Consider the following 18,947-nt stretch of genomic DNA (forward strand, 5'->3'; position numbering starts at 1 on the left):
TTCTCCTTTGTTTTTTACTCCTATACACCACCTGTAAGTGTATAGATAGCCCCATTGCAGAGGGGATTATTCATTACAATCAATGAAGCGACAAACTCTCCTATCTCAATAGGATAGGCAAATCTCCCAAGCGGTTGCTCTGCCTTTCTTTGCTCTACATATTGCGGATTTAGTTTTGCTTTATCCTGCCACACTTCACTTTCAATGATACCGGGCATCACGGCAAAAATACGCACATTATCCTTTGCATAAAATCTTGCACTGCTTTTGACATAGGCATTTATCGCCGCCTTTGCGGCAACATAGCCGGGTGCTCCACTGCCATCAATAGCTGCATTTGAACTGATATGACAGATAATACCGCCTTTAGCCTCTGCAAATATGGGGAGTAATATTTCATTCACACGCACACTTATCCCCATATTAAATTCCATACTTTTTCTCCAGCTCTCATAGCTTAAGGCTTGATTATCACAGGCTAATCTCCCTCCAATGTTATGCACAATAACATTAGGAGTATCCTTTAGTAAATACTCTTTTAATTTTTCAAACTCACTCATCACATCAAGGGCTAAAATCTTAAATCCATACTTTTCTTGCAAAACCTTAAGTGTTTTTTCACAACGAGCCACAAGCGTAATATCACACGCATTCACCCCCCCCCCCCCCACTATGTAAAGCCTTAGCTATCTCTAAGCCAATCCCTCTGCTTCCACCAAGTATAAGCACCTTTAGCATTTTGAGATTTATCTGCATTATGACAATCCCACACATTCCACATAAGGATAGCTATTCTGCATTCGTTGGGTAAGTGTATCACCCAAAGGAATGATGCATTTCACATCTTTATAAGCATTTTTAAATCTCTCTTGTGGTGTCATAATAGGCTTATCCAAATGCGTTTTGCCAACCTTGCGTTCATCTTCATCAATAAAACACTCTAGCCTATCGCCCAAAATCCCCCCTATCAAAGTGCTGCGGTTTGTTGTGCCAAAGACACTCAAAGCAGAATCTTCACTTTTGAGATTCTCTAAAACTTGAATATGAGAAAGTAAGCTAGGGATTGAAAGTTTGCATTGAGCCTTTTTACCCACTATGGTAATCTGCCTATCAATCTGCATTTGTGGAATATATACATCAAATCCACAGCTCTCCAGCAACGCCCTTAGCGTAAATGGCGAAAAGTGATGGCAATGATCATAAGTAAAAATATCCCACTTATCTTGGCTCACATCAGGCACTTGAATGAGTAGCACACCATTTTCACTAAGCAATGTCTTTAATCGCAGCAAAATCTCCCTCACATTTATAATATGCTCCAAACAATGAATAAGGCTAATGCAATCAAAACGCTCATTAATAGAATCTAGCTCATCATAAAACGCCACAAACTGCGGAAGATTCTCAAAAATATGCTTATTATGGCTACTCACATCATATGCATATAACGAGCTTTTTGGATAGGCTTGGGATAAGCTATTTAGCATTGCCCCCCCCCCCGCACCATAATCAAGCACTTTCATCTCCTGTGATAAAAAACAAGAGCAGTTTTCTATCACTCTCCTGCTAATGCTTTTTGCACCATCATCGCCAAATTTTACCTGCTCCACATAAGGCAGAATAGAATCTATTTGATAGTTTTTATAAATATGAGATAGCACAGATTCTTTTGGGAATTTCTGTATATGTGTGCAGTCTTTACAAACATATACTTCAATATCTTCATTAACAATCGCATTTTCACTACTCACACTGAACCCATAGCTTGAGTGATATACACTTATTATCTCGCCACCACAAAGCAAACATTTTTGAGATTCCACACTCATATCCTATTCTCCTCTATCCTTTTTACAAAGCTCACATATTGCTGTCCCCTACCCCACGCATTTTTAAAAGTAGGCATAGACGCAATAGATTCTGCATTGAGTTCTGCCACACCATCAGCATAATCTCGCAAAAGCCCCACACATTCATTCACACTTTGTGTAAAAAACTCACCCAAATCTTCATTTTCAGCAATAATAGAATCTAAAATATCACATATCTTTTTTACACTCTCCACACTCTCACTCTCCCTATAAGCCTTAATAAGCTCTCTCAAAGCACTTAATCGCTCTAAAAGCAAAGTATTCTTCCTATCCTCACGCCAGAAGAATCCAAACTCCGTGCAAAGCAAAATATGTCTAAACCGCTCAAAAGATTCTAAAATAACCTCCCCATAAGAGTAGCTCATATCCTTATACCAGCTCAAATTCCCAATCATATTAGGCGAACTTCCTAGCACTTCCAAAGTGGCAGGATTGATAGAGATTTTTTCTTGCACAGAAGGAGAATACCCCCCCCCCGCAACAGAGGCAAACTCTTCTACACAACCTTGAATACTCAAAGGCTTAACATCAGCAGCAGGATTTAAAATATTATCAATTACCCAATCCGCAATAGGACGCGAAGCAAAGCCCAAAGTCTGCAGATGTGAGACAAAAGCCTTGCTTAACATTTCTACTTTTTGTTTAAACTCACTCACCCTACGCACAAGCACAAGCCCTAAAATCCTACGCAAATCTTCTAAGAAAAATGAAAACTCACATTGCGTTGTTACAACAATCCCCGCGTCCTTTTTCGCATAACGCCAAAGCTGTGTGATAATGCCCTTTCTTTGCTTTTTATCCACCCAAGGTAAAAAGCCCTCTGCAATAATAAAGTCATATCTTTCCGCACTATCATAAGATTCTATGGTGCAAGGGTGAATCTTATACTGCTCTTGTGGAATCTTATACTCCGTAAAAAGCTTTATCATCTGCTCTCTTCCCGCAGCATTAGGCTCTACAATATCAACAATCGCTCCAAGCTTTAAAAACAAAAGCGTGTTGTATCCACTCCCCGCTCCCACTTCAAGCATTCTAGCCCCTCTAAAAGCAAAAGGGTGGATATTCACAAGTTCATACAATCGTTTGCGTCTTGCTAAATGCCTTTCAAAATCGCTAATATCCTGACTCACAGGCGAGATATGATGCTCGCCATAAAACTTCAAAAATTCATTCATTGTTTGCTCCTTTATGTAGATTTGATATAGATTGAAGAGATGATGGAGTATAAAGTGGAATATACATCACATCTTTTGGCAAAACATTCCTACATTTACCTAAAATATTCTCCTCATTTTCCTTATAAGTCCCAAGTAGCACAAGCCCCACGCTTTTAGCTTCTACTTGTGAGAGCATATCAAAGCCTATAATCTCCTTGCCACAATCTGGCAAAATATAGCCCTGCTTTTGCCTCTCATCATCAATAACATAATCCACATACTTTTTAGCATAGAGATTAATAAAATCTATCATACTATGCCCCCCCCCCATAAGCTAAAATGCTTCTATTTTGTGCCTTGATACTTTGCATAATTGATAGAAGAGAATCTAGTCTTTTTGTGGCTATGTGTGAAAAGCCCAGAGCCGCTTGTGTATAAGGGGCAAAATGAGAAGTAAAGTCCATAGATTCTATATTTTTAGAATCTCCACTTTCACGCACCCTAGCAAAGCACACCAAGCTCTCCCCACTAAACTCATATTCTCTACTTTCCATAATAGAAAATCCATATTTTTCAAGTGTATATATCAAATGTGCGGGAGTAAAGTAGCTTAAATGCTCTTCCCAAAAAATGCTTATATCGCCAGATTCTATGGCGTTTTGACAATTTGGCACTTCAATCATCACAACACTTTGCTTATGGCAAAGCTTCTTTATCCCCTCTAAAAATGAAGCCAAATCCTCTATATGCTCAAAAACGTGGCGAGAATAAATCACATCAAAGCTTCCATATTGAGAGCAAAGAGAATCTGCTAAAGAGAGATTGAAAAAATCATTTATAACATTAAGCCCCCTATCTTTTGCGAGAGTATAGACATCTTTTGAAGGCTCAATGCCCACTGCCACCTCACTTGCCAACGCACTTTGTAACTCATACAAAAACGCCCCATCATTACAGCCTAGCTCACATATCTTACTACCACTTGGAGCTAACTCACATAGCCGTGCTAGAAGGCTTTTTGCGTGTGGGTGGAGCTTCCACGAAGTGGGAAAAAGATAATTTGCATAAAGCACCTTAGCACTCAAAGGCTCACTGATTTGTAAGAATCCACATTGCTCGCACGCATTTAAACGCATATCCCACTGGCAATATTGCTCTTGCTTTTGTTTAAAAAGCTGCTTACTTGGCGTATGCCCTAACATCTCCCACACGCATTTTATATTCTGCCCTTCGCACACTCTACATTTCATATCCATAGCTCCCTACACAAATCCCAAATGCTCTTTATCTGCATTCAAATATTCTAAAATAACCTTATTTTTATTATCACTCACGCAGTGATGATTACATACCTTACTAGGATTAATCTTAAAAAACGCCTCCTTATTCTCTGCCCACCATTGTTTAAAGCTAATATCCTTTAAACTCCCAAGCAACGCCTCTTCAATGTTATACGCCTTATCCTGACAAGGATAAATCCCCAAATCCGCCCCTATAACCATAAGCATTTGAGAATAAGGACACCAAGTATATGACTTTTCAAAACTCTCAAGCTGATAATGATAAGAATCATAGATCTCTAGCCTAGAGCCAAAATCCGCCTGAGCACGAGCCACCTGCTCTTTTACCTCATTATAAATTTTCGCGTGATAGGCGTTTGTCGCCTCACTCTCATTACTTGTAATCGTAGGCGAGATTTTAAGAGAATCCACACCAATTTCACTTAGAATCTTACTCATCGAATAGATAGCGTGATAATTTTCCTGCCCTACAATAAAGCTCACCCCAAGATAGCATTTCCCGCCAATTTTCTTAAACGCCTCCATATTAGTAATAATCTTATCAAACTCGCCCTTACCTGTTGAGCGGAATTTTTGATAACTTTCATTATCATATCCATCCATACTCACTCTAACCCAAGTGCCGTATTTTGCAAAAAGCTCTGCCACTTCCCCTTTGAGCCTAGCACCATTTGTCAAAGTCGCAAAGGCAATGGGCGTCTCCACGAGCTTACGCAGCGTTTGAGGCATATATTTATACACAAGCGGTTCGCCCCCACCACTAAAAGTAATCGCCTTTACACCCATTTCCGCACAATCATCAATAATCTCAAGCATTTTAGATTCAGGGATAAAATCACGCTCCACCATATCTTTGCCTAACTGCATATTAGAATCCTTATACGCACAAAACCAGCAGTCGTGATTGCAGACATTTGTGGGTTTGATTCGCACATGTAGCGGGGGGGGGGCAGTAACTAATTCTCGTGGGAGAGAATCTATCTTATCCTTAAAATGAAACATTTTGTATTGTGTATAAAGCAATCCCATTATTTTTCTCCTTTTTTATCACTTTTTTTTAAAAATAAATAAATTCATAATCCCCGCTATACCCAAACTCGCCAAAAAGCCAAATCCATTCATCAGGACGGAAAAAACTCTCACAAGTCAAAGCCCAACATTCCAAATTAAACAATTCTTGATTATTACGATACCCCTCTACCATTACAAACTTTTCTTTTCCCACGCGTTGCATTTCTTGCAAAGCGGTTTTGAGATGAAAAATAGGCAGATTATGCAAAGTGCCAAGCGATAAAATAAGATCAAATTCATTATCACCAAAAGGCAAAATATCCTTTGCATCATAGACAAAAAGACTATCTTTAATCTCCTCTTTCGCATTAGCAATGGCATAAGAAGATATATCTAGTCCCACCACTCTTGCTTTAGGCAAAAGCTTTTTTAACTCATAGAGTAAAAATCCTTTTCCACAGCCTATATCAAGGATTGAAGCATTCTCTTTAAGATTATATGTAGAGATTAACGCATCTGCTATGGCTTTTTGCCGTCCATCATAGGCATAGCCCCCATAGCCATACCGCCTATCTCCGTCCCAAAAGTCTTTATCAAACTTTTTGGCAATCTCCATACACTCCACTTTAGAATCCATCATTCGCCCCAAGCAATCTCTTTGCGTGGCTTTATGCAATGAAGTAAAAATATCTCTCATCTTTCCCATATTTTTCTCCCTACGCAACCTTAAGCGGCGTTCTCAAATAAAGTTGATATGCTGCGGGGGGGGGGTGATAGTAGAATTTGGAGCAGATTCCAAGCTCATCTCGCCTTTTTTGAGTTTATCTAAAATCTCATTGCTCTTATGCTGAAGACATAAGCTCCCGCACATACTTCTTGCGTCAAATGCAGAGCTACCCAAAGTCCCCATAACTTCCCAATATCTCTCACTTGCCACAATATCCTTAAAACGCGTTTGCGTGATATTGCCAATATGAAATTTAGAATATTTCTCATTAAAGAGCATTCCACAAGGTGCAACAAGCCCAGTGCCGGAAATCTGCAAATGCAAAGGTGGTCCATAGCATTTAGAATAGCTGCGATTTGCCCCACTTCCAGAAGTGATTTTGCTCCATTTTGCTTTCACAAGATAGTCTTTCGTGCTATAACTCTCCGCCTCTCTTAACAAATCAAAGCACTCCTTATACGCGTCATAATCCACGCCCAAAGCCCCAGATTCATCATCGCTACAATGTTTAATCACAACATAATCTACGCCTAGCTCTTTACCAAGCTTTGCCAAAGGCACAATTTGATCAGAATCCTGAGGTATAAGCACCATTTGCATACCAAGCGTTACTGAAAGATTTCGCTCTTTTTTGATTCTCACAGCTTCTTTGATATTTTCACATACCTTTTCAAAATGTGCGGGAGTAACGCCCATAATCTCCGCATATCTCTGTGCTTCGCCACCAGAAAAATTAAATCGCAAATATGTCAAATGAGGTAAAATCTCATAGAGCGGTTTAGAATCTAGCACATAGCCATTGCTCGCCATAGCCACATCAATGCCATTTTGCTTAATATAGGCAATAACTTCCTTGTAGATGGGATTTGCTGTGCTTTCTCCATCGCTTACCAAAGAGATTGCCTTTACACCCATTTCCGCACAATCATCAACAAAGTCTTTCATCACCTGCATCGTGATTCTATGCGGTTTATTGCGTTGAAGCTGTGCATAGCAAAACTTACAGCTATACTGGCAAGCTTGAGTTAAAGCCATATCTATGGTAATAGGTGCTACCCTTCCTCCATTAAACCACTTTGCTACTCTATCCTTGTGCCACAGCACCTTTGATGCGTCTAAAATAATTTCAGCCATTTTTACTCCTTTGATTTAAGATTAAATGTATTTAAAAATCCAAATGTTCCTACTAAAAACTATCTCCTGCACGGATATAGCCACCACCATTAAGCAAAAACTCCGCTCCACTTGTAAGCATATTTTTAGATTCACAAAGTGAAACTACAAAAGATGCCACCTCTTCTGGCGTGCCAAACTCACCTCTAGCCAAATGAGCTTTGCGTATATGATAGGCTTGTGTATGAGACTTTTTTTCCCAAGCACTCCCTTTAAAATTAATAATGCCGGGCATTACACTTTGAAAGACAATCCCATCTCTGGCATAGAATCTAGCACTACTTTTGACATAGGCATTGATAGCCGCTTTTGCGGCAACATAGCCCGGCGGAGAGTAGCCATCAAGCACACAATCTGATGAAATATGAATGATATGTCCATCACGCTCAGTCTGCATATAAGGGATATAGGCTTCATTTAACGCCACACTTACGCCAAGATTAAGCTGAATAGATTCTATAAGGGCTTCTTGCGATAGGGGCTGTCTATCATTATATGCGTGTCCGCCAAGAGAGTGGATAATGACATTTGGCACAAGTTTGTGTATCTGCAAAAAGTGAGTAAATGCTTTTAAACTCCCATTTTCAAGCAAATCACACGCATATACAAAACAAGACTTTGGATATTGCAAACCTATCTCTTTAAGCTTAGATTCACTTCTTGCTACAAGCACACACACTATCCCCTTTTGTAAGAATCTATAAGCGATAGCCCTGCCTATACCCTTACTTGCACCGGTTATAAGTGCTATCTTAGACATACTTTCTTCTCGCATACGCAACGCCAAATACCACAGAATCTGCCCTTGCCACATTAGATAATGCCAAAAGAGCATAAAAAGATAAAAGTTCATCTTGTGAATCTTCATTTCTTCTCTTTCTCTTTTTATTTACTGCGGGGGGGGGGTGAAGATAGAATCTTATCTCTAATTCCCTCACAGGAAAGCCCAAAATGTGCTCTTCCATATTCTTGATTCCCAATGAGATGGATATAGTCATTTTCTAAACCAATCACCTGCACTTCCCTATTTACTCTCTCTTTTGCCAATCTCTCTTTGAGTAATGTTCCTAGCCCTCCATAGCTATAATGCTCCTCTATCACAACAATGCGTTTATAGCTACCAAGCAGCTCTATAATCTGTGAATTCATAGAATTAATAAAAGGCATACTTACAACACTTGCGTTCAGCTCATCTGCTACTTTTAGCACTTCACTTATGATACTGCTATATGTAACAAGCACCATATCGCTATGAGATTTTCTTAGAATCTGTGCTTGTGTTACATCATCTAAAGGTTTTGTATGAAAAATAGGCTCTCCCGCTTTTGGAATCCTTATGTAGCTTGGATTTAAAGAAGTATAAGCATACTCAAAACACGCCTTTGCCTCTAAGGCATCACAAGGAGAAAAAATATTAAGATGAGGCAAACTTGAAGCTAAAAGTATATCTTCTACCGCATAGTGCGTCATACCACTTGGCATATAGGTAAGCCCACTACCCGTGCCGATAAGTATAACAGGCAATCCTTGATAGCAAATATCATTTCGCACCTGCTCATAAGGACGCATAATGACAAATGGAGCGATATTGTAATACACCACCTTTTTGCCACACATCGCCATACCCGCTGCCATTCCCACACATAAAGCTTCATTAATGCCCGGATTCACATATTGATGTGGATACTCTTGTTGATAAGTATCCCATACGCCAAGCCCCGCATCGCCTGTGATAAGGAAAAAATCTTTATCCACACTCGCTTTTTGTGTGATAGATTCGGCAATAGCATTTCTCATTGCAGCTCCTTTAGGGCATTATGATACACTTCATCACTCACAAGGTAATAATGCCACTCTAATTTATTCTCCATAAATCCCACACCCTTACCCTTTGTCGTATCACAAATCAACACAAGGGGCTTGTGTGTTTGGCTTAGGCAATGTGTCATTATGCTTTCTTTCATCATCTCCATATTATGTCCATCTACCCTTTTGCATTCCCAGCCAAATGCACTCCATTTTTGTTCCAATGGCTCATAGGAAAGCAGCTCACTTGCTCTACCATAGCCTTGTAAATCATTCCTATCAATAAGCACCATAAGATGACTCAGATTCTGTTTTGGGGCAAACATTGCCGCTTCCCACACGCTCCCCTCTTGCACCTCGCCATCTCCCATAAGCACCACAACCTTGCGTTGCTTACCTTGCGCGTTTTTTTGCCCCCTTATACTCATAGCCATACCCACAGCAATAGGCAACCCGTGTCCTAGGCTACCTGCTGACATTTCAATATATGGACTACTTGTTTTATCCGTATGTGCTGGGAGTGTGCCTCCATTGCTATAATAGCCCTCTATCTGCTCCTTACTCATATAGCCATAATGATATAAACTCGCATATAAAGCCATAGCAGAATGTGCTTTAGATAAAAGAAAAATATCTCTGTTTTTAAAGTCCACTTCATTTGCATAAGGCAGATAAAGTATCTCTCCATAAATCAAACTTAATATATCCGCGCAAGAAAGTGCAGAGCCGATATGCGGACTTTTTGCACGATTAGCAATACCAAGAATCTGCTTTCTTATCTCAAGTGCCGCATTACGCATACGCCACCTCCACAGACAAACCCGCAGATAAATCCGCAGAATCCGCAAATGAATTAATGTAAGCAAACTCATTTGCAGCACGAAGTGCTGCGGATTTTTTTGCGTTGTTACATACCCTAGCATTATATGCTCCTGATATACAGCGGGGGGGGGGGCGATGAAAGATTTTTAGCAGAAAAATACCGCTCCAACGCCATTTTTACGCCATTTTCATCTAAAGATACAATTTGAAGTTGTGGCAGTATCTCCATTAATTTTATATCATCACTATCCATACAATGACTCCTTCCCAATGCTTTAAAATAATTATCCGCACCCACACCTATTATAATCACGCCCAAGTAATGCTCACACACATCATATCGTATCTGCTCATAAGCCCTCATACTCAAAAATGGAATCTGCGCATACACAACAGGCTTTAATCCGCTAAGATACATACCCGCTGCCATTCCCACCATAGCTTGCTCGGCAATGCCGACATTAAACACGCGATATGAAAAATGCTCAAAATAAGAATCAAGCACAGCAAAGCCCATATCACCAACAAGCAAGACCATTTTTTCATCATTAGCAAAATACGGATACAAGGCGTCCATAATCTGCTTTTTATTTGCTAGAGTTTGGGGGCCACTGATTGTGGCATTTTGTTTAGCATTTGTGGGAGTGTGAGCCTCAATCCAAGTGGGAGTGGAAGTCTGTGTAGTGTGGCTTTTCTCCTGCTGAGCGATACTTGCCCTACTTATATCCATTGCCTTATCTTGCCATACAAAGCCATCTTGCAAAGGGCAGCGATAGTGATATTTCGCATTAGATTCTATCATTGCTACACCCTTGCCCTTAATCGTGCGTGCAACGATAATACTTAAGCCTTTAGCATCGTCAAAAAAATGCCTATAAGCCTCTCTCAAAGCATTTTCATTATGCCCATCAATATCATAAAAACACTCTTCATCTACATACGCCCTTAAGACGCGTGAAAGCGTATCATTTGGAAGCCCAATATGCTCAAGCCTATCCATCGCACTCAAATCATTTGCATCAATGATGATAAGTAAATTATCAAGCTTAAAGCGATATGCAGATGCCAAGGCTTCAAAGTTACTTCCCTCCTGCATTTCGCCATCGCCTATGATACACACGACTTTATTATTTTTTCCCTGCATTTTAAGGCTTTGAGCCATACCCACAGCAATAGGCAATCCGTGTCCCAAAGAACCCGTTGAAGCTTCAAGCATAAACTCGGGCGTATAGCTCACGCAGCCCTTTAACACACTAGATTCTGTGCCAAAAGAATAAAATACATCATCAGGTATAAATCCCAAAGCATTTAAGATCACATAATACGCATAACAGCCGTGTCCTTTTGAAAACACAAGTCTATCACGCGATGAATCTTGTGGATTTTCCACATTAAAATGTAAAAATTCCCTAAAAAGTGTCGTTAAAATTTCCACACTGGATAACGATGAGGCTAAATGTCCAGCATTATGCCTACAGGAAAATGCTATACTCTCTTCACGCACAAATTGCGAAGTAAGTTTCTCTTTTTTAATCATAACTCTTTTGCTCCCACACATAAAGCTAATAAATAATGTGCCATAGGATAAAAACCTGTATGCACCACTTCATCATTCATACTAAAGACAAAACAATGATGAAAATACTTTTGACAAAACTTTTTCAACTCATCTCCATTTTTACAATTAATATGTTCAAGTTTGCTCATTCTACTTGCATAGACTTGACTTTCAAGACTAGGTATGCCAAATATGGCTATACCCCCCCCCCACCACCAGAAACAGAATCCGCACCATTCTTTTTCAATGCGCGTGTAATATTACGCATAAAGGCATCTTCATCTTTTGGGTGGATATGCTCAAGCACATCAAGAGCATATACCCCATCAAACTCATTCTCACAAGGCTCTTTGGTCAAGTCAAGCACTCTAAGCTCCATATTCTTAGCCCTACCTAGTTCCTTTGCCTGTCCAATAAACAATTCATCAAAATCACTCGCTACAAGTGTGCCAACCCTATCAGCTACGATTTGTGAGTAAAAGGCATCAGCACAGCCAAGCTCTAGCACCTTATCAAGCCCACTCATCATCTTTGAAACAAACTTATAACGAGAAGCACTTATTGCTACACGCACAGGATCGTGCCAATACACATACGATGAGATATAGCCCATATCGCCTTTTTTGCCATCATTATAGGATTCTACGCATTCGTTGAATGTTTTTGTTTTGGATTTAGCGTTTTGCATTTTCACTCCTTTAGATAAAATTAATATGCTTGACTTTTGCTTCTAAAATGTCTTCCAAAAATTCATTAATCGCATTAGGACGACAATTCTTAGGACAAGTCCCAACATCAAGCTTTGTTTCTAAAAAAGTTTTAATTTTGGCTCTTTTCTCACCATTCCATATTTCATAAAAATTCTGCTTATAAATATTGCCATAGACAAATTCCTGCTTATCCCAATAAGGCAGACAAGTCGCCATATCTCCAGCGGAATTTAATGTGGTAATAAAACTGCACCCACGACAATGCTTGTATTGACGCTCTTGATGGGTATTTTCAAAAGCATTCTCTCTAAAAATAACCTTAAAATTATCCGTCTCATATACCTTTGCCCTTGCAACAAGAGAAGCAATCTCTTCAGAATCTAAGTCTTGCTTGGAGCGATATTTTTGTTGCTCATTTTGAAATACAAAAGGCTTAATAGAGATAAAATCCACACCGCATTCCCTAAGTGTCTGCACCCCTTCAAGCAAGGAATCTTTATTTTCTTCAAGCAACACAAACTGCGAACCTAAATCAAGCTCTAGATTCTCTTCTTTGCGTAATTTTGCTGCATAGGCGATATTTTGAATAACTTTACTCATAAGGTTGCCCCCCCCCCCGCATTTGGTTTGTGAATCTTGGCATAAATTTCAGCATTCCCACCATTAAAGCTAAAACGCAAAAACTTTAAATATGGCAACACACCACGGGCTTTCTTTTCGCTTAGCATTTCACCATTACTAAACATACCTGCATCTATACCAAGCTCATTTGTTCTTTGCACAAACTCCCCAATATGCGGGTGCAAGAGTGGCTCTCCCTCTCCTGCGTATAATATACTTTTAATACCTAGTCCAAGTGCCTCATCAAGAAAGCTTAAAAATCTCTCTTTATCCAACTTGCGATTTGGATAGTTAATATAATCATATGCACAAAACACACACCTATGATTACATAAGCCAACAGGAGATACTTCCATATATATGGGGTAACAATCCCCATTTTTTGCATACTCCGCAACGCGTTCAAAATGATAATGCAACTTGTGTGAATCTAAAACAAACTTCTTATTCATCATTCTGCCTTTTAGATAAAATTAATATGAGAATTTGGGTGAGAAAGCTCCCACAAATAACGATTGACGGAATCCATACGGCAATTCACCCTACATTGTGATATATTCAGCTTTTCTCGTATAAATTTTGCATTTTCAGCCCGTCTATCGCCCTGCCAAATAGATTCAAAACTTCCACTATTGATATTTCCATAAGCAAACTTTTCCTGTCCTAAATAACAACTACACCCATACACATCGCCATTTGAAGAAATATATCCCCAAAAATATGGTGTAGAGTAGCATTTCTCATAAGTTTGTTTTGTTTGGAGTTTTTTCATTGTTTGTGCCCTAAACACCACTTGAAATTGCCCATCATTAAGCGTATCAAGCTGCTGCTCCAAAGCAAGATAAGCGGTATAATCAAGCCTTTCATATTCTCTTGTCTTGCTAAATAAATGCTGTGAATAGGGCTTAATCACAAGATAATCAACGCCTATTGCCTTAAGGCGAGAAGCAAGTATAAAAGTGGTATGATAGTTTTGTGGTAAGAGTAGCATTTGTGCTCCAATTGTGCAAGAAGAGCCTTGCTCCTGCCTCAAACGCACAGCCAAGCTCAGATTCTCAAGCACTTTTTCAAAATCCGCCTCTTTAGTGCGATGAATTCTGGCATAGCTTTCTTTGTCCCCAGCATTAAGGCTGACTTTTATCCAACTTGCATATTTAAGTATAGTAGGTAAATTCTTTTCATTTGCCATTACAAAATTTGTAGTGATGCCTACATCAACGCCAGAATCTTTACTTAATGCCACCATTTGCGGTAAATCTTTATGCAAAAATGGCTCTCCCTCCCCAGCAAACATTACACTTTTAACACCAAGTCTCCCCATATCTGCTATTGCCCTAGCATACACATCTACATCAATCTTAATACTCTTATAGCCCATATAATCAACCCCGCAAAAAGTGCAGCGATGATTACAGCCCCCATAGGGTGAGACCTCCACATAAATGGGATAGATAAGCTTTTCTTTTTCCCAATCTCCATACGCCTCTTGCCACTGGCTTACACGCTTAGGATGAAAAAGCAATTTATGAGAATCTATACGAAATTTATCGCTCATTTTTCTATCCCCAAGCCATAATCACCATTTGCAAGGGCATTAGATTCTAAAGGTGTTAAATCCCTTATATGCTTAATATCAACTGAAGTATGACCAAACTCTTGAAAACGATTTGTTTTTACCTTTATATCGCAAGGATTGCAGTGTCCATATACAAAGCAAGGGCGGTATATGTCTTGAATCTGAAACTTTGGATCCAAAATGCTGCCAATAGGTGTGCGAGATTCATATAAATCTGAATGACATCTATACACTCCACCATTTGGGGCGATAAGCAACTCACTTGTTTTGCACTCGCAAAAACGATTGACATTTTGAGAAATTGCCTCTGGATATTTGTATGTCCCGTGCCACTCCTTACCATCAAATCCAAGGTATTCTTTCAACCGAAAATCAATACCTTCTTTTAAACAAATATCTTGAACTTCCTTGATATGTGCAAGATTCTGCGGTGTAGCAACAGAGTAGATTCCTACATAAAACCCAGCGTCACGCATTTTATGATGCTTTTGTATCAAATCTTCTATCTTATTTTGCCCGGGGTGATAACTCACACGAATGGCGGCATATTTTGCATCACGGGTAAATTTTGAAGCTGGAATCTTGTCTATAAATTCATCGACATTAAACATAAAATTTGTAAGTAAATCAAGCTTAAACTTATTTGGAATCCCATTTACAAGCGTATAAAAACCTTTATAGGTGGTAGGCTCTCCACCTTGCAAGGTTAGTGGCATATCCTCACGCCACACTCCATTTTTATCATAAAGCTCTAATCGTGCAATAAAATCCAGCCACTTCTCCGGCTCAATATGATTGCGGATAACACTTTTTCTACTAGAATTCGCTTCGTTGAGATTAATACAATATGGGCAAGAAAGATTACAATGAAGCGTGAGAAACAAAGCTACATAATTGTATGTGGGGGGGGGGGGTAATAATACTTTTATTCTCAAGTTGTATCATAACAAACACCTTTTAAACTAAAAAATAACCTAATGGTGGAGTGTAGGGGGGTCGAACCCCTGACCTCAACGCTGCCAGCGTTGCACTCTCCCAACTGAGCTAACACCCCAAAAAAATAAAGAAACTTTCAAAAAAAACATCGCAAAAAAGGACAAATTTACCAAACAAGCAAAATCTCGCAACCAAAAAGAGACTAACATTGTGCCAAATTGTTGCTTAAATCCATCTTATTTAGCTCGTGGTAGTGTTTAAGATACACTTCCTGCATACTCACTTCAAGCTTTTTATACCAATTTTCATCATCAAAGTCTGGTGTAAAAGCCTCCATAAGCACCACTCTAGCCTTATTTGTTTCAATAGACAAAGGCGAAGTATTATACAACTTACGCGTGTTAATAAGCACCACAGGCTGGATTCTAAGCTTCAACTTAGAAGCTAGAATCCTAGCCCCGGGCTTAAAAGGCAAAAACTTCTCTCCCCCCTTACTTCTCGTGCCTTCTGGAAAAATAGCAATAGGGCGATTTTGTGCTAGTGCCTTCTTAGCTTCTTTTAGCAAAAATACAATCCCATTCTTATCTTCCCTATCAATCAAAATCATATCAGGAGCTTTGAGTGCGTGTCCATAAAGTGGAATCTCGCCAAGCTGTTTTTTAGCTACCCAGCACAAATTAGCCGGATGGAAGCCTTCAAAGTAAATGATATCCGTAACACTTTGATGATTCATCGCCAAAAGCTGTGCATCCTTATCATAGTCCCCCACACGCTCAACCGATAAACCATTTAAGCTAAAAAACCAACGACACTGCCGTCTAGCCCACCTACCATTTTCCTTAAAACGCGTCAAATAAATCTGTGCGATAATAATAGGCAGATACAACGCAATGGAGAGTGTCGCAAAAATCGCTCTAGTTTTTGCCCACATATTCTTTCCTTATCCAGCCAACTTTAGAATCTATAATAATCTTATAATACTCCTCATACTCGCCTATAATATCCACTTTTGTGGGTGTTTTGACCACTTCCATAATCGTAGAATTATGCGATGGGATAATGCTAATATTCGCCCCAGTTTGCACCACACCTGAAGTCGCACTAAAAAAGATATTGTATGCCAACAATAAAAGAAGCGCAACAAGCACAACGAGACTTATCTTACGGATTTTTTTAAACACAACCCACACTAAAACCACAAAAACAATAAGCCCACCAAGCAATAGATTCTTAAACATCAAAAAAGTATTGCGTGGTTTAATATCCCCGCCCTCATCAATGCTGTTACGCGTGAGATTAATAGGCAGAGTGATATTCACAAACTGCTTTTTACTCAAACTAAAATAATCAAACGACAAAGAACGCAAAGCCTTATCTAGCACAACATAATAGATTCCATAAGTTACACCATCAACCACCTTGCTATCTTCCAAGCCCTGCTTGGCATACTGCCCTATTTTCATACTTTGAAATGTGCCGCCTCTGCTTTCAATTTGAAAAATAACTACATTATTTTGCTCATCATATTCTTTCACACGATAATCCACAACTTCCATTGAATCTGCAATGACATTTGCATAGTTTGGATTATTATTTAGCTCCACAGCCTGAAACTTCGCTCCATTAGCGACCACCTCTTCTTCATAGCTCCCATCAGCTGAAGCTACTTTCACACGCAAAGGGGGCAAGATGACATTTTTACCTTTAATCTTATACACATAAGTATTTTGCAAGATTCCATTGCTACCCTCTTGCCAACTCGCGGATTTATTTTTTAGCTCCACATTATTTTTTTGACTAAAATTTAGAAACTCAACACCCACAAGTTTAGCTTGAGAAAGCAGGGTTAGGCTATACTTCACAGCAATATCCTGCCCCACATACAAGCTTGTATCATTACTTGGAAATTCCACATTGAGATAAGCAATTTTTGAAGGCGTATCAGCATAGGCAAAATTTAGTCCAAAAATAAACAACAACACCCATAAAAGATTTTGAAGCCTACCCATTCTCTAACTCCTTAAACTTCTTTGCTTAAACTTTTTGCAAAAGGTTATCAAGCATCGCCACCCCATCACAGCCACCAAGCACCATTTCAATCGCTCTCTCCGGGTGGGGCATAAGCCCAAAGACATTTTTAGCTTCGTCACACACCCCAGCAATTCCGCCAACCGAACCATTAGGATTATCCACATACTCAAGCAGAATCTGCTCATTTGCCCTCAATGCCTCTAAACCACTCTCATCAATAAAATAATTGCCATCGGCGTGTGCAATAGGCAGGGCTATCTCTTGATTTTTAGCATAAGAACGCAGAAAAATATTATTTTTATTCACCACACGCAATGTTTGTATTTTTGAAATAAAGTGCAGATTCTCATTGCGTTTTAAGGCTCCGGGTAGCAATCCTGCTTCGCACAGAATCTGAAAGCCATTGCAGATTCCAAGCACCCTGCCACCTTGCAAAGCATACTCCCTAATCGCTTTCATAATCGGCGAAAATTGTGCAATCGCCCCACAACGCAAATAATCCCCATAGCTAAAGCCACCGGGCACAACCACAAGCTGTGTATCTGCTGGAATCTCACTCTGTTTGTGCCAAAGAATACATACTTCCGCCCCAAGCTTTTCAAAGGCATACTGCGTATCAAACTCGCAATTTGTCCCCGGGAATCTAACCACAGCTACTTTCATTGAACAATCTCAATATTATAATCTTCAATCACAATATTGGTAAGCAACTCTTCACACATATTTTTTGCAATTTCATAGGCTTTATCCGCATTATCTTCCTGCAAATCTAGCAAAATCTCTTTTGAAAGCTTAACACCCTTTAAAGATTCAAATCCGTGTGCATTCAAAGCGTGAAAAATAGCCTTTGCCTGTGGGTCAAGCACCCCATTTTTAAGTGAAACAAGAACTCTAACCTGCATACACTCCCTTTCTTACTCTTAAGATTCTAAAATGCGTTTTAGCACTTCTTCATACGCCACCTTGACACTGCCTAGATTCTGTCTAAATCTATCTTTATCTAGCTTTTGATTTGTCTGCTTATCCCAAAAACGACAGCTATCTGGGCTAATCTCATCAGCCAAAATAATTTTAGAATCTTTATCCCACCCAAATTCAAGCTTAAAATCAACAAGCTTTAAGCCCCTTTTATCAAAAAAATCTCTCAAAATCTCATTTATCTTTCTTGCTTCAGCCTTAAGCACTTCTAGCTCACCTTGCTCTTTGACTAAACCTAGAATCTTACAATGCTCATCATTGATAATAGGATCGCCTAATGCGTCATCTTTATAATAAAACTCCACCAAAGCAAAAGGCAACACACTCCCTTCACTTATGCCTAAACGCTTTGTGAGTGAGCCTGTGGCAATATTTCGCACAACCACTTCAATGGGAATAATACTCACTTTTTTACAAAGCATATCAATGTCATTTAAGCGTTTGATATAGTGGCTCTCCACGCCATTTTTTGATAAAAGCTCAAAAAGCAAAGAGCTAATTTGACAATTTAAAGCACCTTTGCCAGATTCAACACCTTTTTTCTCGGCATTAAAAGCTGTTAAATCATCTTTAAATTCCGCAATCACCACATTTTCATCACTCGTGGCAAAAAGTTTCTTACCCTTTCCTTCATACAACATTGCTTCTTTTTGCATAGTTCTCCTTTGT

At 39.3% G+C, this 18,947-nt stretch carries 24 protein-coding genes and 1 tRNA gene; all 25 read right to left on the bottom strand.

Translation table 11 applies throughout. The features are described 5' to 3' along the window. Positions 1-20: 20 nt before the first annotated feature. A complete protein-coding gene (locus tag HCCG_RS07510) occupies positions 21-671 on the bottom strand; it encodes an SDR family oxidoreductase (protein WP_002956883.1) in 651 nt (216 codons plus the stop codon). Then, positions 643-756 carry an SDR family oxidoreductase gene (locus tag HCCG_RS12200; protein WP_148271589.1) on the bottom strand — a complete coding sequence of 38 codons (114 nt, stop codon included), beginning with the start codon at positions 754-756 and terminating at the stop codon, positions 643-645. The genes HCCG_RS07510 and HCCG_RS12200 overlap by 29 nt, the downstream gene beginning before the upstream one ends. Next, the gene (locus HCCG_RS07515) at positions 756-1,829 is read right to left on the bottom strand and encodes a class I SAM-dependent methyltransferase (protein ID WP_002956884.1); all 1,074 of its coding nucleotides are present in this window, start codon (positions 1,827-1,829) and stop codon (positions 756-758) included. The genes HCCG_RS12200 and HCCG_RS07515 overlap by 1 nt, the downstream gene beginning before the upstream one ends. Further along, on the bottom strand, positions 1,826-3,046 hold the full coding sequence (locus HCCG_RS07520; protein ID WP_002956885.1) for a class I SAM-dependent methyltransferase: 1,221 nt from the start codon (positions 3,044-3,046) through the stop codon (positions 1,826-1,828). Before HCCG_RS07520 ends, HCCG_RS07515 begins: the two co-directional genes overlap by 4 nt. After that, entirely contained in the window at positions 3,039-3,341 is a 303-nt protein-coding gene (locus HCCG_RS07525) for a hypothetical protein (protein ID WP_014666611.1), read from the bottom strand. Before HCCG_RS07525 ends, HCCG_RS07520 begins: the two co-directional genes overlap by 8 nt. A 1-nt stretch (position 3,342) precedes the next feature. Beyond that, positions 3,343-4,278 carry a methyltransferase domain-containing protein gene (locus HCCG_RS07530; RefSeq protein WP_015453544.1) on the bottom strand — a complete coding sequence of 312 codons (936 nt, stop codon included), beginning with the start codon at positions 4,276-4,278 and terminating at the stop codon, positions 3,343-3,345. A 12-nt stretch (positions 4,279-4,290) separates the two neighbouring features. After that, entirely contained in the window at positions 4,291-5,358 is a 1,068-nt protein-coding gene (locus tag HCCG_RS07535; RefSeq protein ID WP_002956887.1) for a radical SAM protein, read from the bottom strand. A gap of 28 nt (positions 5,359-5,386) precedes the next feature. Next, positions 5,387-6,046, bottom strand: a complete 660-nt coding sequence (locus HCCG_RS07540; protein ID WP_002956888.1) for a class I SAM-dependent methyltransferase — start codon at positions 6,044-6,046, stop codon at positions 5,387-5,389. A gap of 33 nt (positions 6,047-6,079) precedes the next feature. After that, complete coding sequence (locus HCCG_RS07545; protein WP_002956889.1) at positions 6,080-7,201, bottom strand: radical SAM protein; 1,122 nt, start codon at positions 7,199-7,201, stop codon at positions 6,080-6,082. Positions 7,202-7,253: 52 nt separating this feature from the next. Further along, complete coding sequence (locus HCCG_RS07550; protein WP_015453546.1) at positions 7,254-8,108, bottom strand: SDR family oxidoreductase; 855 nt, start codon at positions 8,106-8,108, stop codon at positions 7,254-7,256. A 17-nt stretch (positions 8,109-8,125) separates the two neighbouring features. Then, complete coding sequence (locus HCCG_RS07555; protein ID WP_002956891.1) at positions 8,126-9,037, bottom strand: transketolase family protein; 912 nt, start codon at positions 9,035-9,037, stop codon at positions 8,126-8,128. Further along, positions 9,034-9,969, bottom strand: coding sequence for a transketolase (locus tag HCCG_RS07560; RefSeq protein WP_002956892.1), 936 nt, complete (start codon positions 9,967-9,969; stop codon positions 9,034-9,036). The genes HCCG_RS07555 and HCCG_RS07560 overlap by 4 nt, the downstream gene beginning before the upstream one ends. Next, complete coding sequence (locus HCCG_RS11530; RefSeq protein WP_002956893.1) at positions 9,969-11,405, bottom strand: 1-deoxy-D-xylulose-5-phosphate synthase N-terminal domain-containing protein; 1,437 nt, start codon at positions 11,403-11,405, stop codon at positions 9,969-9,971. Before HCCG_RS11530 ends, HCCG_RS07560 begins: the two co-directional genes overlap by 1 nt. Next, positions 11,402-11,575 (bottom strand): hypothetical protein, encoded by a 174-nt coding sequence (locus HCCG_RS12590; protein ID WP_014666604.1) that lies wholly within the window; start codon positions 11,573-11,575, stop codon positions 11,402-11,404. The genes HCCG_RS11530 and HCCG_RS12590 overlap by 4 nt, the downstream gene beginning before the upstream one ends. Positions 11,576-11,622: 47 nt before the next feature. After that, complete coding sequence (locus HCCG_RS07580; RefSeq protein WP_002956894.1) at positions 11,623-12,114, bottom strand: class I SAM-dependent methyltransferase; 492 nt, start codon at positions 12,112-12,114, stop codon at positions 11,623-11,625. Between the two features lie 10 nt (positions 12,115-12,124). Then, positions 12,125-12,736 (bottom strand): SPASM domain-containing protein, encoded by a 612-nt coding sequence (locus tag HCCG_RS07585; protein ID WP_002956895.1) that lies wholly within the window; start codon positions 12,734-12,736, stop codon positions 12,125-12,127. Then, positions 12,733-13,209, bottom strand: a complete 477-nt coding sequence (locus HCCG_RS07590; protein ID WP_015453551.1) for a radical SAM protein — start codon at positions 13,207-13,209, stop codon at positions 12,733-12,735. The genes HCCG_RS07585 and HCCG_RS07590 overlap by 4 nt, the downstream gene beginning before the upstream one ends. Positions 13,210-13,220: 11 nt before the next feature. Continuing rightward, the gene (locus tag HCCG_RS07595; protein ID WP_002956896.1) at positions 13,221-14,312 is read right to left on the bottom strand and encodes a radical SAM protein; all 1,092 of its coding nucleotides are present in this window, start codon (positions 14,310-14,312) and stop codon (positions 13,221-13,223) included. After that, positions 14,309-15,217 carry a radical SAM protein gene (locus tag HCCG_RS07600; RefSeq protein ID WP_014666602.1) on the bottom strand — a complete coding sequence of 303 codons (909 nt, stop codon included), beginning with the start codon at positions 15,215-15,217 and terminating at the stop codon, positions 14,309-14,311. The genes HCCG_RS07595 and HCCG_RS07600 overlap by 4 nt, the downstream gene beginning before the upstream one ends. A 94-nt stretch (positions 15,218-15,311) precedes the next feature. After that, a tRNA-Ala gene (locus HCCG_RS07605) sits at positions 15,312-15,387 on the bottom strand. Positions 15,388-15,471: 84 nt separating this feature from the next. Continuing rightward, positions 15,472-16,200 carry a 1-acylglycerol-3-phosphate O-acyltransferase gene (locus tag HCCG_RS07610; RefSeq protein WP_002956898.1) on the bottom strand — a complete coding sequence of 243 codons (729 nt, stop codon included), beginning with the start codon at positions 16,198-16,200 and terminating at the stop codon, positions 15,472-15,474. Further along, positions 16,184-17,278 (bottom strand): SH3 domain-containing protein, encoded by a 1,095-nt coding sequence (locus tag HCCG_RS07615; RefSeq protein ID WP_002956899.1) that lies wholly within the window; start codon positions 17,276-17,278, stop codon positions 16,184-16,186. Before HCCG_RS07615 ends, HCCG_RS07610 begins: the two co-directional genes overlap by 17 nt. Positions 17,279-17,303: 25 nt before the next feature. Further along, positions 17,304-17,963 (bottom strand): phosphoribosylformylglycinamidine synthase subunit PurQ, encoded by a 660-nt coding sequence (gene purQ, locus HCCG_RS07620; protein WP_002956900.1) that lies wholly within the window; start codon positions 17,961-17,963, stop codon positions 17,304-17,306. Continuing rightward, positions 17,960-18,202: a phosphoribosylformylglycinamidine synthase subunit PurS gene (gene purS / locus HCCG_RS07625; RefSeq protein WP_002956901.1), complete on the bottom strand. Its 243-nt coding sequence runs from the start codon at positions 18,200-18,202 to the stop codon at positions 17,960-17,962. Before purS ends, purQ begins: the two co-directional genes overlap by 4 nt. Before the next feature lie 18 nt (positions 18,203-18,220). Next, positions 18,221-18,934 (bottom strand): phosphoribosylaminoimidazolesuccinocarboxamide synthase, encoded by a 714-nt coding sequence (gene purC, locus HCCG_RS07630; RefSeq protein ID WP_002956902.1) that lies wholly within the window; start codon positions 18,932-18,934, stop codon positions 18,221-18,223. Positions 18,935-18,947 lie beyond the last annotated feature (13 nt).

It is taken from the genome of Helicobacter cinaedi CCUG 18818 = ATCC BAA-847 (genome assembly GCF_000155475.1).
GTDB lineage: Bacteria > Campylobacterota > Campylobacteria > Campylobacterales > Helicobacteraceae > Helicobacter_C > Helicobacter_C cinaedi.